This window comes from Vogesella fluminis (assembly GCF_014652335.1).
Lineage (GTDB): Bacteria > Pseudomonadota > Gammaproteobacteria > Burkholderiales > Chromobacteriaceae > Vogesella > Vogesella fluminis.
In genome coordinates, this window is sequence record NZ_BMYP01000005.1 from 102,288 (window position 1) to 116,217 (window position 13,930).

Genomic DNA, 13,930 nt, shown 5'->3' on the forward strand with positions numbered 1-13,930 from the left:
GACTTGAATTATCCAGTAGAAGGTGACGGTCGCGGCGCCGGATCAGGCCTTGTTGGCCAGCGCACGACGGATAGCCAGCAGATCCTGCCACGCCTTGGCTTTTTCGCCAGGGCTGCGCAGCAGATACGCCGGATGAAAAGTAACGAACAAGGGAATGCCCTGGTACTGGTGCGTCTCGCGCCGCAGCGCACCAATGGCGGCATCGCTCTGCAACAGCGCGTGGGCGGCAAAGCGGCCCAGCGTCACCAGCACCTCCGGTTGGACGTGGGCAATCTGCCAGCGCAGGTAGTCGGCACAGGCGGCGATTTCGTCGGCCGCCGGATTGCGGTTGCCCGGCGGGCGGCACTTCAGCACATTGGCGATAAAGACATCGTCCTGACCCAGGCCGATGGCGGACAGCATGTTGTCCAGCAGTTGCCCGGCCTTGCCGACGAATGGCAGGCCCAGCTTGTCCTCTTCCGCACCCGGCGCCTCACCGACCAGCATCAGGCGCGCCCGCGGATTGCCCTTGCCGAACACCGCCTGGGTGCGGGTCTGGCACAGGCCACAGGCGGTACAGCTTGCTACCTGCTGCTGCAAGTCCGCCCAGTCCGGCAACGCGGTCGTGGCCGGTTCGACAACGGCAGGTGCCGGCACCGCTTCCGCCACCGGCACAACCACCGGTACAGCAACCACTGGCTGCGCAGGGGTGGCAGCAGGCACAAGGTTGGCCGCAACCGGTGCCAAGACTGGCATCGATACCGACTCCAGCTCCAGCGCCGCGCCGTGACGCAAACGCCAACGCGGTGCCAGCCCCAGTTCGCGAAGGAGCAGATGTTGGCGACTCATGACAGCGGGCACTCCATCAGCAACGCGTCCTCGCGTCCGCGCTCATGCCGGTAGTAGCCCTTGCGCACGCCGCAGTCGACAAAACCGAGCGCGCGATACAGGCCGATGGCCGCCGCATTGCCGGCGCGCACCTCCAGCAGGCAACGCGTGGCACCGGCGGCCTTCGCCGCGGCCAAGGCTGCCTGCAACACGGCGCGGGCATGGCCACGGCGCTGTGCGGCCAGCGGCACGAAAATATTGTGGATGTGCAGTTCGTCCAGGATCTGCTCGGACACCAACACCGCCAGCCATTGCTCGGCCTGCTGCAACACCTGCACCCGCTCGCTTTCGGAAGCCAGCGTTTGCGCATAGACCGTCACGGCCCACGGATGCGCGCACACCGCCGACTCCAGCCGGTGCAGTGCTTCGGCCAGGGCCGGATCGGACAGCCGGCGCAGCTCAGCCATACTTGCGTGCTTGCTGTTCGGTGGCGGTCAGCGCCACCTTGTCGCGGATATACAGCAGCCCCGCTGCTTCCGGCGCCACCGTGGCATAGCCGCCACGGCGTACCAGCCGGATGTAGCTGGCCGCATCCGGGCGCAGCTCGCACGCGGTCTTGCCCGGGTAGTTCAGCTCCTGCGCGCAATCACCCGCCAGCAGCGGGATATCGGCAGGCACGGACAATGCGGCCCGCGCCTGCAGCGTAATCGGCGTCTGTGCCACACCGTCGCGATAGCTCGCGGTGTAGACCTCGTTCATGCGCGCATCCATCACCACTTGCACCGCCGGCGCACCGGACTGGAAGGCAATCACGTCCAGCGTCGGTACCGGGATCAGCGGCAAGTCATGCGCCAACGCCAGCCCCTGCGCAATACCGCAACCGATGCGCAAGCCGGTGAAGGCACCCGGCCCCTGGCCATAAATGATGCCATCCAGTTCGGCGAGGCCGATGCCGCTGTCGGCCAGCAGGCGCTGGATCAACGGCAGGGTTTCTTCGGAGTGGCCATTCACCACCGGCAGGGTTGCCGAGAAAAAACGCTCGTCCACAGCGACCGCAATCGAAACATGCGTGTTCGACGTATCGATAGCCAGATACTTCATGATTGAGTTAACCGAGAGAAACAGAGGGGTGATTATAGACTAAGCTCTTCCACCCAAGAGAGTGCACTGGTGTGCAACAGGTTCAAGGCCTCGGCCTCGATGTTCAGGCGCTGCGCCAGTTGCGGCAGATTGTCGGTGCCGGCTTCCATCGCCAGCACCAGCTCCAGGCACAGGCCATAACGGCCGGCATGCACCATCAATGCCTCGCAAATTTCTTCCGGCAGGTTGAGATGCTCCAGCGCCAGCGCGATCGGCATATCGAAAATCACGTCCAGCAACGAGAACATGCCGGTGATGAAGAAGCTGTCGGCGACATCGGCAGGCAGGCCGGACTCCAGCGCGATCAGCTCCATCATGCGCGCGCGCGACACCGCGGTTTTCTGCAGCGCGGCCGGCATCAGGCCATTTTCCGAGCTGGTCACCAGCAGCAACGTCAGCCAGCGGTACAGGCGCTTGTAGCCCAGCACCGTCAAGGCATGCGAGAACGAGTTGATGGTGGTATTCAGCCCGGCAGCGGCCGAATTGACGTAGCGCAGCAACTTGAAGGACAGTGCAACGTCGGTTTTCAGCACTGCCTCCACCTCTTTCAGCGCCGCATCCTGGCGCAGCAGGTTCAGCAGCTTGAGGGTATTGGCAAAGCTGGGGTGGATCACCTTGGCGGACAGGGTTTCCGGCTTGGCGAAGTAGTAGCCCTGATAGCCGTCCAGCCCCAGATCGCGGGCCAGATGGTAGTGCTCATAGGTCTCGACACGCTCGGCGATGCGGATCACCGGATAGCTACGCAAGCGCACCGCCAGCGTCTGGAAGGCCGGCGCATCCATCGACTGCACATCCAGCTTGACGTAGTTGGCCAGGTCGAGAAAGGCCGCCGCCGGCGACTCGAACGAAAAGCCGTCCAGCGCCACTCCGAAGCCGAGGGAGCGCAGATGACGGACACGGGACAACAGCTCATTGGAAGGCGTCAGCTTGCCGGAGAGCTCCAGCACCACTCGTCGTGGCGGCAGCAACTCCAGAAAGTCGCTGCCGATCATCGACTCACCCACGTTCATGAAAGCCAGCTTGTTGCCGATCAGCCAACTGGTGCCCATGTGATTGAGGGTATTGACCAACACCTCGGTATCGGCATCCAGCTCGGCATGCCGTCCGATTTCGGTCGAGGTTTCACTTTCACGGAACAGCAGCTCATAGCCGATGAGCTGCTGGTTACGGTTCAGAACAGGCTGTCTTCCCAAAAAAGCCGATACGGACATTGGCAACGGCTCAGTAGGAATAATTATCGGCATTACGAAGCATCATCGCGCCGCCGCTTGGTGCGTCAGCCTGCCCCATCAGCAAATCCTCCATGTCCAGTACCAGCACCACCGAGCCGTCACCGGATAGCGTGGCACCGGCAACGCCTTTTGGACGGATATTCTGCAACGGCTTGATCACCACGTCATCACGACCGACAAAGGAGTCAACAGCAAGGATGAAGGACTTCTCGGCAGACTGCATCAACACACCGAATTGCGGTTTTTGCGTCGGCGCCCAGTTCAGCAAGCCAGCCAGCGTCTTCAAAGGCAGGATTTCGTCACGTACCACGATGGTCGGTCGCCCCGATACTTCCTGAATGGCTGCAACATCGATCGGGATGATTTCACGCACCATGGCCAGCGGCACGGCAAATGGCTGGTTGCAGGCACGCACCACCAGCACCGGCAGGATGGCCAGCGTCAACGGCAGCGAAATGCTGATCCTAGTGCCAACACCCTGCTCAGAATTGATATCGATGCGGCCATTCAGTTTCTGGATATTGGTACGCACCACATCCATACCGACGCCACGGCCGGAAACACTCGAAATCTGGTCCTTGGTAGAGAAACCCGGCAGGAAAATCAGCTGCAGGCACTGTTTCTCGTCGAGACCGTTGGCCGTCTCCGCATCGATAAGGCCTTTTTCGATGGCCTTGCGGCGCAGGGCTTCAGGATTCATCCCCTTGCCATCATCGGAAATTTCGATGACGATGTGATCACCGACCTGCTCGGCCGACAGCTGTACCAGTGACTGTGGCTTCTTGCCGACACTGATGCGCTCTTCGGAAGACTCGACCCCGTGATCAACCGCATTGCGTACCAAGTGCACCAACGGGTCGTTCAGGTCCTCGATCATGGTCTTGTCGAGTTCGGTTTCCTCACCGGTAATGACCAGCTCGACCTCCTTGCCCAACTGCCGCGCCAGGTCTCGCGCCAACCGTGGATACTTCTGGAACAGGCGTCCGATCGGCTGCATGCGGGTCTTCATTACCGCATTCTGCAAATCGCTGACCAGCAGATCGAGCTGGCTTATTGCCTCATCGAGGGAACGCAGGGTATGCGTCTCCATATTGCCCTGCAGGATTTCGGTGCGCAGCGTGGTCAGACGGTTTTTGGTCAGACCGATTTCACCAGACAGGTTCAGTACCTGGTCCAGGCGGACAGTATCAATACGGATGGTATTTTCCGGCGGCGCACTGGCCATGCCTTGTTGTGGTGCCACTTTCGCCGGCGCTGCCTTTGGGGATGCCACGGGTAACAATGGCGTATCGGCCACTGTTTCAACAACCGGTGCCGGCACTGCAACAACCGGAGCAGAAACCGTGGCAGGCCCGGTTACTGCCGCATGCAGCACATTCCAGTCCGGCGCATCTGGGGCGGCGCCGGTGTCCACGACTGGCGTCTTGGCAGTGGCTGCGGCAGAAGAAGCCAGATTACCCGCCAGTGCGCTATCCAGCGCAGCGAGCAAGCCGGCATCCGGTGTCGCTGGTGACAAGCCTTGCGACAAGGTGGTGAACATGCCACGCACCACGCCAGTTGCATCCAGGATCACATCCATCAACTCCGACGATAGCGGCAGTTCACCATTGCGCAGCTTGTCAAAAAGGTTTTCGGTACGATGACAGATGGTCACCATTGCCGATACGTTCAGAAAGCCGGCTCCACCCTTGATGGTATGAAAGCCCCGGAAAATATCATTCAGCAACGCCTTGTCATTAGGCCGTTTCTCAAGTTCGCACAGCTTGTTGTCAACATCAGACAGCAATTCCGTGGACTCGAGCAGAAAATCCTGCATCAGATCTTCCATACCTGCAAAGTCGCTCATTTTGACTTCCTTTTCATTATCGGCCCACCGCAGACGGCCGGATGATTCCGTGTCTTAGAAACCCAGGCTTTCCAGCAAATCATCCACTTGTTGCTGATTGGTTACCACATCGGAACGGCCATCAGGATTCACCACCGGACCTTGCAGCAGATCGGAGCCCAATTCCACTTTCTTCTCGGCCGGCAAATACTCGATCAACACGGTCAGCAGCTCACTTTCCAGCGTCTTGACCATGTCCATGACCTTCTTGATCACCTGCCCGGTCAGGTCCTGAAAATCCTGAGCCATTACGATTTCCAGTAACTGGGCATTGGTTGCTGCAGTTTGTTGCGGTGCCTGCGCCAGGAAGCGGCGAGTATCCGCAGCCAGCAGTTTAAAGTCGTCAACTGATAGCTGATTGGCAAACAACTGCTCCCAGCGTCCGGACAGGATTACGGACTGCGACTGCAACTCGTCCTGGATCGGACGTGCGATATCGGTTGCATTCAACACACGCTCAGCCGCATTGGCGGTCAGTGTAGCGATGTAACCCAAGCGGTCTTTGGCATCGGGGATGGCATCAGCCATTTTCTCCAAGGATTTATCGTAGCCAAGCTCACGCAATGCATCATGCAGCTTGCGGGTCATTTGTCCGATCTGGGCATATATTGCCAATGCCGCCTGGGGATTGGCACCATCAGCCTCTGCCGAAGGCGTCTCTTGCGGAGAGGCTTGTTGCTTGGCGATACTTTCAAATAGGGCTTCCAGCTCTGGCGAATCGCCACTTTCAAGAAGATGATCCGGCACGACAGTTTCTCCTGGCAAACAGTACTGACTGCTTTTATTTGTTTAGGCTCTGGAAGATCTTGCCCATCTTCTCTTCCAGTGTCGCGGCAGTAAACGGCTTCACGATGTAGCCGCTAGCCCCGGCCGTTGCGGCTTCAATGATGTTTTCACGCTTCGCTTCAGCGGTAATCATCAGGAACGGCAGCGTCTTGAGTTGCGAATCGGCCCGTACCGCGCGCAACAATTCGATACCGGTCATGTTCGGCATGTTCCAGTCGGATACGATGAAGTCAAAATGTTGCGTCTTCAGTTTGTGCAATGCAACCTGACCGTCTTCTGCCTCATCAACATTGGTAATACCCAATTCTTTCAAAAGGTTGCGCACAATCCTTCTCATCGTTGAGAAATCATCGACAACCAGAAATCTCATATTTTTATCTATCATTGGCTTTTTCCTGAGCTGACATCAATTCCCAGCTTGATTTCGTTCCTAGCGCTGAAGGAAAGGAATGATTGTATCCGCAAGTACTGCAGGATCGAACTTGGCAACATAGGCATCGACACCGACACTGGCACCCATGGCCCGGTTAGCATTGGACGACAGGGATGAGTGCATCACCACCGGAATACCGGAGAAACGAGAGTCCGACTTGATCAGCCTGGTCAGGACATAGCCGTCCATTTCGGGCATTTCCGCATCAACCAGAATCAGTTTCAGGTTGTCATGCAGGCTTTCCGAATCGGACCATGTCCTGTTTGCCAGCACCTGCAATTTGTCCCATGCCTCTTTGCCGTTGTTTGCCTGATGGTACTTGATGGCCATCTTGTCCATCACATTGGAGATTTCTTTCCGGGCCACCACCGAATCGTCAACGAAGAAGACGTACTGGTCTTCTTCCAGCGCTGCTTGCGGGACATCGGGCAACCGGATTTCACCAACAACACTGGAGAGTATCTGTTCAACATCCAGAATCGAGACCAGCTTGCCGTCATCCAGCTCGGTCACCGCAGTGATCAGTGTCTGCTGGGTGGTATTCATCACATTCTCTGGCGCGCGCACCTTGTCCCAGTCAACGCGAATGATACGATCGACCGAATCCACCAGAAACGCCTGGGTGCTCTTGTTGAATTCGGTGACAATCATGGTGCCATAGCCACCTTCCGCCAATTCACAGCCGATGAACTTGGCCAGCGAAATCACGGGAATGATGTTACCGCGCAGTGACAGCACACCTTCGACACCGAACGGCATGTTGGGCGTCTTGGTCACGAAAGGCGTCTGCGATACTTCACGTACCTTGAACACGTTGATCCCGAATGTTTCGCGAGTCCCCAGCGAAAACAGCAGAATTTCCATCTTGTTCGAGCCCGCCAGCTTGGTACGGGCATCGATATTGGCTAGCAAAGAGGCATCAGATGCGGACATGGCCACTCCTTAAAATAAAGCGCAAATCAGCTCAGATCTTCAGCATCTCGCGAATTTTCATCGAGAGCTTTTGCGGCTCAAACTTGGAAACATAAGCATCAACACCAACCGACTCACCCAGTTTCTGGTTGGACTGCCCTGACAGGGAAGAATGCATCAGTACAGGGATGCCATGGAACCGTGGATCGGACTTGATGAGCTTGGTCAGCATGTAACCGTCCATCTCCGGCATCTCGACGTCAGTCAGCACCAGATTGACAATTTCATTCAGTTTGCGGCCGGCAAGCTCGGCCTGTGCCGCCATCCGCTGTAAGTCTTCCCATGCGCGCATACCGTTGATTGCCGAGGCGTATTTGACGTTCATGACTTCAAATGTCTGCTGAATCTGCTTGCGTGCGACAGCAGAATCATCCGCAAAATACACCATCCGGGGTTCCTTGATCGGATCGATGCCGATGAACTGGTGCTCGTCACCATACATGGCGGTTTCCGCCAGTACTTTTTCCACATCCATCATCATCACCAGTGTACCGCCATTCAGCTCGGTTACCGCCGTGACCAAGCCGCCCATCCGGTTGGTGATCATCTCCGGCGGCACCCGCATCGCCGCCCAGTCCAGACGCAGGATGGTATCGACGGCTTCGACCAGAAAGCCCTGGGTATGGCCGTTGTACTCGGTTACGATCATGATTTCCGGGCGCTTCTCGCTGACGATGCCAGCGTAGCGCGCCAGATCGATCACCGGCACCAGGCTGCCCCGCAGGCTGACCATGCCCTCGACCGAGGAGGGCATTTCCGGTGCTGAGGTGATCTCCGGTGTCCGCATCACTTCGCGCACCTTGAAAACGTTGATGCCGAAGGTCTCCTTGCGCCCCGTTCTTTGGTCAATTCCAAGGGAGAACAAGAGGATTTCCAGTTTGTTCGTTCCTGCCAGCTTGGTGCGGGCATCGATTTTTTTAAGAAGCTCAGACACGGAAACCTCCGAGAAAAAAATTCATTTCTTGCGACAAAGACACTACGCCAACCACCGCCAAGCCATCTGCATTTCAGGATACCGGCGCTGCAGTGTAGTATCGCCTGTGCTCCATGAGGAGTCCAGCACCATCATATCCCGTGTTCAGGGGTAGGATTATTATATGGTTTAACCGGCCTTTACAAATGGCACCTGCTTAATGTCGAATAATCTATCAACAAATGCCACCCCGGAAACGCTGGCCGCAACATTTGCCCACTTCAACGCGGTAACCGATGAGCTGATCAAAGCATACCAACAGCTTGAAATCAAAGTCGAAGAGCTAAACAACCAGTTGACCCAGGCCAATGATGAGCTGCTGCAAAAGTCACAGGCCAACGCCCAGCTGGCACAGCGCCTGGCGACTCTCGTCAACGAGTTGCCGGCCGGTGTCATCGAGACCGACAAGCAAAGACAGATCATTTCCCTGAACAACGCAGCAAGAATGATGCTGCCGGGATTGCAAGGCCGCACGCACTGGAGCGAGGCCGAGCTGCTGCCGCAAACCGATGCCGACGGCGTGATTCATGTTGACGACCCACAAAGCGGCAGGATGCGCTACCTGACCCTGCAAGCCTGTCCGCTGGACGACCTGTCGACAATCTTCCTGCTGCATGACGTGGGAACCCTGCGCCATCTGCACGAACAACTGGCACAGCAGCACAAGCTTGCCTCCATGGGGCAAATGGCGGCATCGCTGGCCCATCAGTTACGCACCCCACTCGCTACTGCCCTACTCTATGCCAAAAACCTGGAGCGCCCGACACTATCAGCCGAGGAGCGGCTCAAATTCTCGCGCAAGATTGTCGACCGGCTGCAGGCGCTGGAGGGCTTGACTCAGGAGATGCTGGGTTTTGTACGCCACAATGCATCTGGTGAACAACTTGCCCGTTATTCGCTACCCGAGCTGGTGCACGAGCTGGAACAGTCGTTCGCGCCACAATGCGATGGCGCCGGCATACATTTCCAGGTTCATGCCGTTGCCATGGAGCAAGCATTGCTGACCTGCCGCCCCAAAGAGCTGGCAGCCGCCATGATCGGCCTGCTGGAAAATGCCCTACAACACGCACCGGCCAACGGAAAAATCACGCTGGAAGTGCTGAACGGCAAAGACTGTCTTACCTTCAGGGTAAGGGATAATGGCCCCGGCATTCCAACGGAGCTGGTACCCCGCATATTCGAACCTTTTTTTACCACCCGGGCAAACGGCACCGGACTTGGCCTGGCCATCACCAAGCGGGTAGTTGACGCACTGGGGGGCGAGCTGGGCTATCATCGCGAAGATGACTTTACGGTCTTTTCGGTTGTCCTCCCCCTGAGTAGCGAACCATGAACGGCAATGACCCAATGATGAAACCTATCGTTAAACTGCGCGGCCATGTTGGAAGCATTTTCCTTGCTGGCCAATTCGACTTCAATGCCCACAAGGCTTTCCGTCAGGCAAGCCAGGATTTGCTCGACAATGACGACATCACCGAGATCGAAATCGACTTTGACCAAGTACCCTATCTGGACAGCTCGGCACTGGGCATGTTGCTGCTGCTGAAGGAGCGCGCCAGCAGTGCAGGAAAGGGCCTGACACTGGTCAACTGCAGGGAAACCGTGCGCCAGGTGCTGGAGATCGCCTGCTTCACCAAGCTGTTCAATATTTCCTGACTTCTTCAGGTAAAATCCGCAGCTGACTTGAATACCCGGGAAAACAAGCAAGATGAGCATCAAATCCGACAAATGGATCCGCCGCATGGCCGAAGAGCAGGCGATGATCGAGCCATTCTCCTATGAGCAAGTCAAACAGCTCAACGGAGAGAAAGTCATTTCGTACGGCACATCGAGCTACGGCTACGATATTCGCTGTGCCGATGAGTTCAAGGTTTTCACCAATATCAACAGCACGATCGTTGATCCCAAGAACTTTGATCCACAATCATTTGTCGAGGTATCCGGCAAAGGCTACTGCATCATTCCGCCCAACTCCTTCGCCCTTGCCCGGACCGTTGAATACTTCAGGATTCCACGCTCCGTATTGACCGTATGTCTTGGGAAATCGACTTATGCCCGCTGCGGCATCATCGTCAATGTCACCCCGTTCGAACCGGAATGGGAAGGCTACGTCACCCTGGAATTCTCCAATACCACCCCGCTGCCGGCAAAAATCTACGCCAACGAGGGTGTAGCGCAAGTGCTGTTCTTTGAGTCAGATGAGATCTGCGACGTCTCCTACAAGGATCGTGCCGGCAAATACATGGGGCAAGTCGGCGTCACCCTGCCACGCACCTGAGCCGGCAAGCAGGCAGGAACCGCCGCGGGAGAATTCCTTCTCGCAAATCGGTTCATCTGGTCTAGGATGAAGAACACGGCGGGCAATACTGTTGTCGACGTGTTTCTTCCTGAGCGTTGTGGTTCCCCCTTGCCGCAACGCTCTTTTTTTGCCCGGACATTACCGGCAGGGACAGGCCATGCGGCCAACGTTGGCCGCATGGCCGTTTTGTAACGCATCAGCGCTGCAACAGGCGCGCCGCATCCAGTGCGAAATAGGTGAGGATGCCATCGGCGCCGGCGCGCTTGAAGGCGAGCAGGCTTTCCAGCATGCACTTTTCTTCATCCAGCCAGCCGTTCTGGAATGCGGCTTTCAGCATCGCGTACTCGCCGGACACCTGGTAGGCATAGGTCGGCACCTTGAAGGTGTCCTTGATGCGGCGGATCACGTCCAGATACGGCATACCCGGTTTGATCATCACCATGTCTGCCCCCTCCTCCAGATCCATTGCCACTTCCTGGATCGCCTCGTCGAGGTTGGCCGGGTCCATCTGGTAGGTGTACTTGTCGGCCTTGCCAAGGTTGGCCGCAGAGCCGACGGCATCGCGGAACGGGCCGTAGAAGGCCGACGCGTACTTGGCGCTGTAGGCCAGGATCCTGGTGTGGATGTAGCCGTCTTCTTCCAGCGCGCTGCGGATGGCGCCGATACGGCCGTCCATCATGTCGGACGGGCCGAGCACGTCGGCGCCAGCTTCGGCGTGGCACAGCGCCTGCTGCACCAGCACTTGGGTGGTTTCGTCGTTCAGCACGTAGCCGCTGTCGTCGAGCAGGCCGTCCTGGCCGTGGATGGTGTACGGGTCGAGCGCGAGGTCGGTCATGATGCCAAGCTCCGGGAAGCGCGCCTTCAGCTCGCGCACCACAGTCGGCACCAGTCCGTTCGGGTTGTAAGCCTCCTTGCCGGAGTTGTCCTTACCGGTTTCCACCACCGGGAAGATCGACAGCATCGGAATACCCAGCTGCAGCGCGTCTTCGGCGGTAAACAGCAGCTTGTCCAGACTCTGGCGCACCACGCCCGGCATCGACGTCACCGCCTGCTCGCGCCCCTGTCCTTCCAGCACGAATACCGGATAGATCAGATCATTGGTGGTCAGCACGTTCTCGCGCATCAGGCGGCGGGAGAAAGCATCACGGCGCATGCGACGCAAACGGGTTGCGGGGAAGTGGCGATTGGTAAACATGAGGGTCTTTCGCGGCAAACGGTTCAAAGGAAGATGCTAACGATAGCAAGACTGGGACCGCAGGCACAGCAGAAGTTCAGCGGCATTTGCGGCAGCGCAAGGTTGGCCGCAACGCCGCACAGCGTCAGTGCGACGCCGCATCCTCATCCTGCTCAGCCTGCTCGCGACGGGCATAGGTACCCGGCGCCACGCCCGGCGGCAGCTCGATTGGCGGCTGTTTTTGCGACAGGTGCGCCAGCGTGGTGATGATGGTGCCCAGCGGCGCGCCGATGATCACAAGCCAGAACCAGGTGCTGTGCAGTAAATCCATATTGGTGGTCCAAATGAAAAAACGCCGGGTTGCCCCAGCGTTCAAAGAGTGCGGATTACGGTAAGGATATCAAACCTTGTCGTAGACCGGTTGACCGCCGTGCTTGCGCTCTTCTTCCAGATTGTCTTCCGACTGATGGCCGGTCCAGTAGTCGGCGCCCTTGATGCCCAGTTTTTCCGGATGGAACACCGGGTCCAGACCTTGCGCCTTTTGTGCCTCGTAGTCGCGCAGCGCGATGAAGGCCGGCTTCTGCAGCAGGATGATTGCAGCAATGTTCATCCATGCCATCATGCCGACACCGATGTCACCCAGCCCCCAGGCCAGGTCGGCGGTCTTCACGGTACCGTATACCACGGTCGCCATGATCGCGATTTTCAACACCAGCGTCAGCCACGGACGGTTCACCTTGCGGCTCAGGTAGGCGATGTTGGTTTCGGCGATGTAGTAGTAGGCAATGATGGTGGTGAAGGCGAAGAAGAACAGCGCCACGGCCACGAAGATGGAACCGAAGCCCGGCATGATGTTTTCCATCGCGGTCTGCACATAGCCAGGACCGGCTGCCACGCCGGCAATACCGGTATGCAGTGCATTACCATCCGGACCCTGTACGTTGTACTGGCCGGTAATCAGCAGCATGAAGGCGGTGGCGGAGCACACGAACAGGGTGTCGATGTAAACCGAGAACGCCTGTACCAGACCCTGCTTGGCCGGGTGCGATACCGCAGCGGCGGACGATGCGTGCGGGCCGGTACCCTGGCCTGCTTCGTTGGAGTACACGCCACGCTTCACGCCCCACTGGATCGCCATGCCCAGGATGGCACCGAAGCCGGCATCAAAGCCGAATGCGCTCTTGAAGATCAGCGCCAGTACGTCAGGCAGCTGATGGACATTCAGCGCCACGATCACGCAGGCGACGATGATGTAGGCCAGCGCCATGAACGGCACCACGACCTCGGCAAAGGAAGCGATACGCTTCACACCGCCGAAGATGATGAAGCCCAGCATCAGCGCCAGGATGGCGGCCGTCACGTTCGGGTCAATGCCCAGAGCCTTTTCCAGGCCGGCACCGATGGAGTTGGACTGGGTACCTGGCAGCAGCACGCCGCAGGCGAAGATGGTGGCGATGGCGAACACGATCGCGAACGACTTCATGCCCAGGCCCTTCTCGATGTAGAAGGCCGGACCGCCACGGTATTCACCGTTGATCTTTTCCTTGTAGATCTGGCCGAGGGTGGACTCGACGAAGGCCGAGCTGGCGCCCAGGAAGGCAACCATCCACATCCAGAACACGGCACCCGGACCGCCGAAGGTGATCGCGGTCGCCACACCGGCAATGTTACCGGTGCCGACACGGCCGGCCAGCGTCATCGCCAGCGCCTGGAATGACGACACGCCGCTGTCGCTGGACTTGCCGTCAAACATCAAACGGATCATTTCGCCGAAATGGCGTACTTGCGCAAAACGAGTGCGGATGGAAAAAAACAAACCAACGCCCAGGCAAAGGAAGATCAATCCCTTGCTCCAGATCCAGCCATTCAGAAAATCAACTGCTGCCTGCATGTTTACTCCTCAGTTTCAAGGGAGGGTCAGTACCCGCTCCGACGGTGTTGTGGCCGCCACAGCCTAGTAAGCTGTAGCGTGCTATCGCACAGGTCAGCTGCCTGTTTTGCGAGAGGAGAACATTACTGAAACAAGTTCCGCGTGAATAGTAGCCTGGATACATTAGCCATTATTTGTCCGACAATCCGCAGAATAACGGCACATCCTTGCGCAAAAAAACAAAACGCGCCGTCAAACTTGCTTGACGGCGCGCCATTGAAACAACTGAAAGCGATGTTAGGGGCTGTTGACGTTTCACATTGGTAGCCATAGAAACGCGCATGCCATGGCAATGACAC

15 protein-coding genes are annotated in these 13,930 nt (G+C 57.8%); 3 read left to right on the plus strand and 12 right to left on the minus strand.

Going from position 1 to position 13,930, the window contains the following annotated elements; translation table 11 throughout:
* Positions 1 to 42 precede the first annotated feature (42 nt).
* From IE083_RS03070 to IE083_RS03110, 9 genes are read right to left on the minus strand one after another with little or no spacing between them, the layout of a single operon-like run.
* A complete protein-coding gene (locus tag IE083_RS03070; protein WP_189352163.1) occupies positions 43 to 828 on the minus strand; it encodes a uracil-DNA glycosylase in 786 nt (261 codons plus the stop codon).
* Positions 825 to 1,274 carry a ribosomal protein S18-alanine N-acetyltransferase gene (rimI, locus tag IE083_RS03075; protein ID WP_189352164.1) on the minus strand — a complete coding sequence of 150 codons (450 nt, stop codon included), beginning with the start codon at positions 1,272 to 1,274 and terminating at the stop codon, positions 825 to 827. The genes IE083_RS03070 and rimI overlap by 4 nt, the downstream gene beginning before the upstream one ends.
* On the minus strand, positions 1,267 to 1,908 hold the full coding sequence (tsaB, locus tag IE083_RS03080) for a tRNA (adenosine(37)-N6)-threonylcarbamoyltransferase complex dimerization subunit type 1 TsaB (RefSeq protein WP_189352165.1): 642 nt from the start codon (positions 1,906 to 1,908) through the stop codon (positions 1,267 to 1,269). Before tsaB ends, rimI begins: the two co-directional genes overlap by 8 nt.
* 32 nt (positions 1,909 to 1,940) lie before the next feature.
* On the minus strand, positions 1,941 to 3,158 hold the full coding sequence (locus IE083_RS03085; protein WP_189352166.1) for an EAL and HDOD domain-containing protein: 1,218 nt from the start codon (positions 3,156 to 3,158) through the stop codon (positions 1,941 to 1,943).
* A gap of 10 nt (positions 3,159 to 3,168) precedes the next feature.
* Positions 3,169 to 5,025, minus strand: coding sequence for a chemotaxis protein CheA (locus IE083_RS03090; RefSeq protein WP_189352167.1), 1,857 nt, complete (start codon positions 5,023 to 5,025; stop codon positions 3,169 to 3,171).
* 54 nt (positions 5,026 to 5,079) lie between these two features.
* Positions 5,080 to 5,811: a protein phosphatase CheZ gene (cheZ, locus tag IE083_RS03095; RefSeq protein ID WP_189352168.1), complete on the minus strand. Its 732-nt coding sequence runs from the start codon at positions 5,809 to 5,811 to the stop codon at positions 5,080 to 5,082.
* 34 nt (positions 5,812 to 5,845) lie between these two features.
* On the minus strand, positions 5,846 to 6,235 hold the full coding sequence (gene cheY, locus IE083_RS03100; RefSeq protein ID WP_189352169.1) for a chemotaxis response regulator CheY: 390 nt from the start codon (positions 6,233 to 6,235) through the stop codon (positions 5,846 to 5,848).
* Positions 6,236 to 6,280: 45 nt separating this feature from the next.
* Positions 6,281 to 7,216, minus strand: coding sequence for a chemotaxis protein (locus IE083_RS03105; RefSeq protein ID WP_189352170.1), 936 nt, complete (start codon positions 7,214 to 7,216; stop codon positions 6,281 to 6,283).
* Between the two features lie 31 nt (positions 7,217 to 7,247).
* Positions 7,248 to 8,189 (minus strand): chemotaxis protein, encoded by a 942-nt coding sequence (locus tag IE083_RS03110; RefSeq protein ID WP_189352171.1) that lies wholly within the window; start codon positions 8,187 to 8,189, stop codon positions 7,248 to 7,250.
* 199 nt (positions 8,190 to 8,388) lie between these two features.
* Here IE083_RS03110 and IE083_RS03115 point away from each other — a divergent pair, with 199 nt between their 5' ends.
* Genes IE083_RS03115 through dcd form a run of 3 tightly spaced genes read left to right on the plus strand, consistent with a single transcriptional unit; the run spans position 8,389 to position 10,506 of the window.
* Positions 8,389 to 9,561 (plus strand): sensor histidine kinase, encoded by a 1,173-nt coding sequence (locus IE083_RS03115; RefSeq protein WP_189352172.1) that lies wholly within the window; start codon positions 8,389 to 8,391, stop codon positions 9,559 to 9,561.
* Complete coding sequence (locus tag IE083_RS03120) at positions 9,558 to 9,884, plus strand: STAS domain-containing protein (RefSeq protein ID WP_229799568.1); 327 nt, start codon at positions 9,558 to 9,560, stop codon at positions 9,882 to 9,884. The genes IE083_RS03115 and IE083_RS03120 overlap by 4 nt, the downstream gene beginning before the upstream one ends.
* A gap of 52 nt (positions 9,885 to 9,936) precedes the next feature.
* The gene (gene dcd / locus IE083_RS03125; protein ID WP_189352173.1) at positions 9,937 to 10,506 is read left to right on the plus strand and encodes a dCTP deaminase; all 570 of its coding nucleotides are present in this window, start codon (positions 9,937 to 9,939) and stop codon (positions 10,504 to 10,506) included.
* A 217-nt stretch (positions 10,507 to 10,723) separates the two neighbouring features.
* Here dcd and hemB read toward each other — a convergent pair whose 3' ends face one another.
* From hemB to IE083_RS03140, 3 genes are all read right to left on the minus strand, one after another.
* Positions 10,724 to 11,722 (minus strand): porphobilinogen synthase, encoded by a 999-nt coding sequence (gene hemB, locus IE083_RS03130; protein ID WP_189352174.1) that lies wholly within the window; start codon positions 11,720 to 11,722, stop codon positions 10,724 to 10,726.
* A gap of 124 nt (positions 11,723 to 11,846) precedes the next feature.
* Complete coding sequence (locus IE083_RS03135) at positions 11,847 to 12,032, minus strand: hypothetical protein (RefSeq protein WP_189352175.1); 186 nt, start codon at positions 12,030 to 12,032, stop codon at positions 11,847 to 11,849.
* Between the two features lie 69 nt (positions 12,033 to 12,101).
* Positions 12,102 to 13,592 carry an alanine/glycine:cation symporter family protein gene (locus IE083_RS03140; protein WP_189352176.1) on the minus strand — a complete coding sequence of 497 codons (1,491 nt, stop codon included), beginning with the start codon at positions 13,590 to 13,592 and terminating at the stop codon, positions 12,102 to 12,104.
* Between the last annotated feature and the right edge of the window lie 338 nt (positions 13,593 to 13,930).

Bases quoted from the DNA above. Each gene is read 5' to 3' on its own strand.
- IE083_RS03070 (WP_189352163.1), bottom strand. From the start codon at position 828: ATGAGTCGCCAACATCTGCTCCTTCGCGAACTGGGGCTGGCACCGCGT.
- rimI (WP_189352164.1), bottom strand. From the start codon at position 1,274: ATGGCTGAGCTGCGCCGGCTGTCCGATCCGGCCCTGGCCGAAGCACTG.
- tsaB (WP_189352165.1), bottom strand. From the start codon at position 1,908: ATGAAGTATCTGGCTATCGATACGTCGAACACGCATGTTTCGATTGCG.
- IE083_RS03085 (WP_189352166.1), bottom strand. From the start codon at position 3,158: ATGTCCGTATCGGCTTTTTTGGGAAGACAGCCTGTTCTGAACCGTAAC.
- IE083_RS03090 (WP_189352167.1), bottom strand. From the start codon at position 5,025: ATGAGCGACTTTGCAGGTATGGAAGATCTGATGCAGGATTTTCTGCTC.
- cheY (WP_189352169.1), bottom strand. From the start codon at position 6,235: ATGATAGATAAAAATATGAGATTTCTGGTTGTCGATGATTTCTCAACG.
- IE083_RS03105 (WP_189352170.1), bottom strand. From the start codon at position 7,216: ATGTCCGCATCTGATGCCTCTTTGCTAGCCAATATCGATGCCCGTACC.
- IE083_RS03115 (WP_189352172.1), top strand. From the start codon at position 8,389: ATGTCGAATAATCTATCAACAAATGCCACCCCGGAAACGCTGGCCGCA.
- IE083_RS03120 (WP_229799568.1), top strand. From the start codon at position 9,558: ATGAACGGCAATGACCCAATGATGAAACCTATCGTTAAACTGCGCGGC.
- dcd (WP_189352173.1), top strand. From the start codon at position 9,937: ATGAGCATCAAATCCGACAAATGGATCCGCCGCATGGCCGAAGAGCAG.
- hemB (WP_189352174.1), bottom strand. From the start codon at position 11,722: ATGTTTACCAATCGCCACTTCCCCGCAACCCGTTTGCGTCGCATGCGC.
- IE083_RS03135 (WP_189352175.1), bottom strand. From the start codon at position 12,032: ATGGATTTACTGCACAGCACCTGGTTCTGGCTTGTGATCATCGGCGCG.
- IE083_RS03140 (WP_189352176.1), bottom strand. From the start codon at position 13,592: ATGCAGGCAGCAGTTGATTTTCTGAATGGCTGGATCTGGAGCAAGGGA.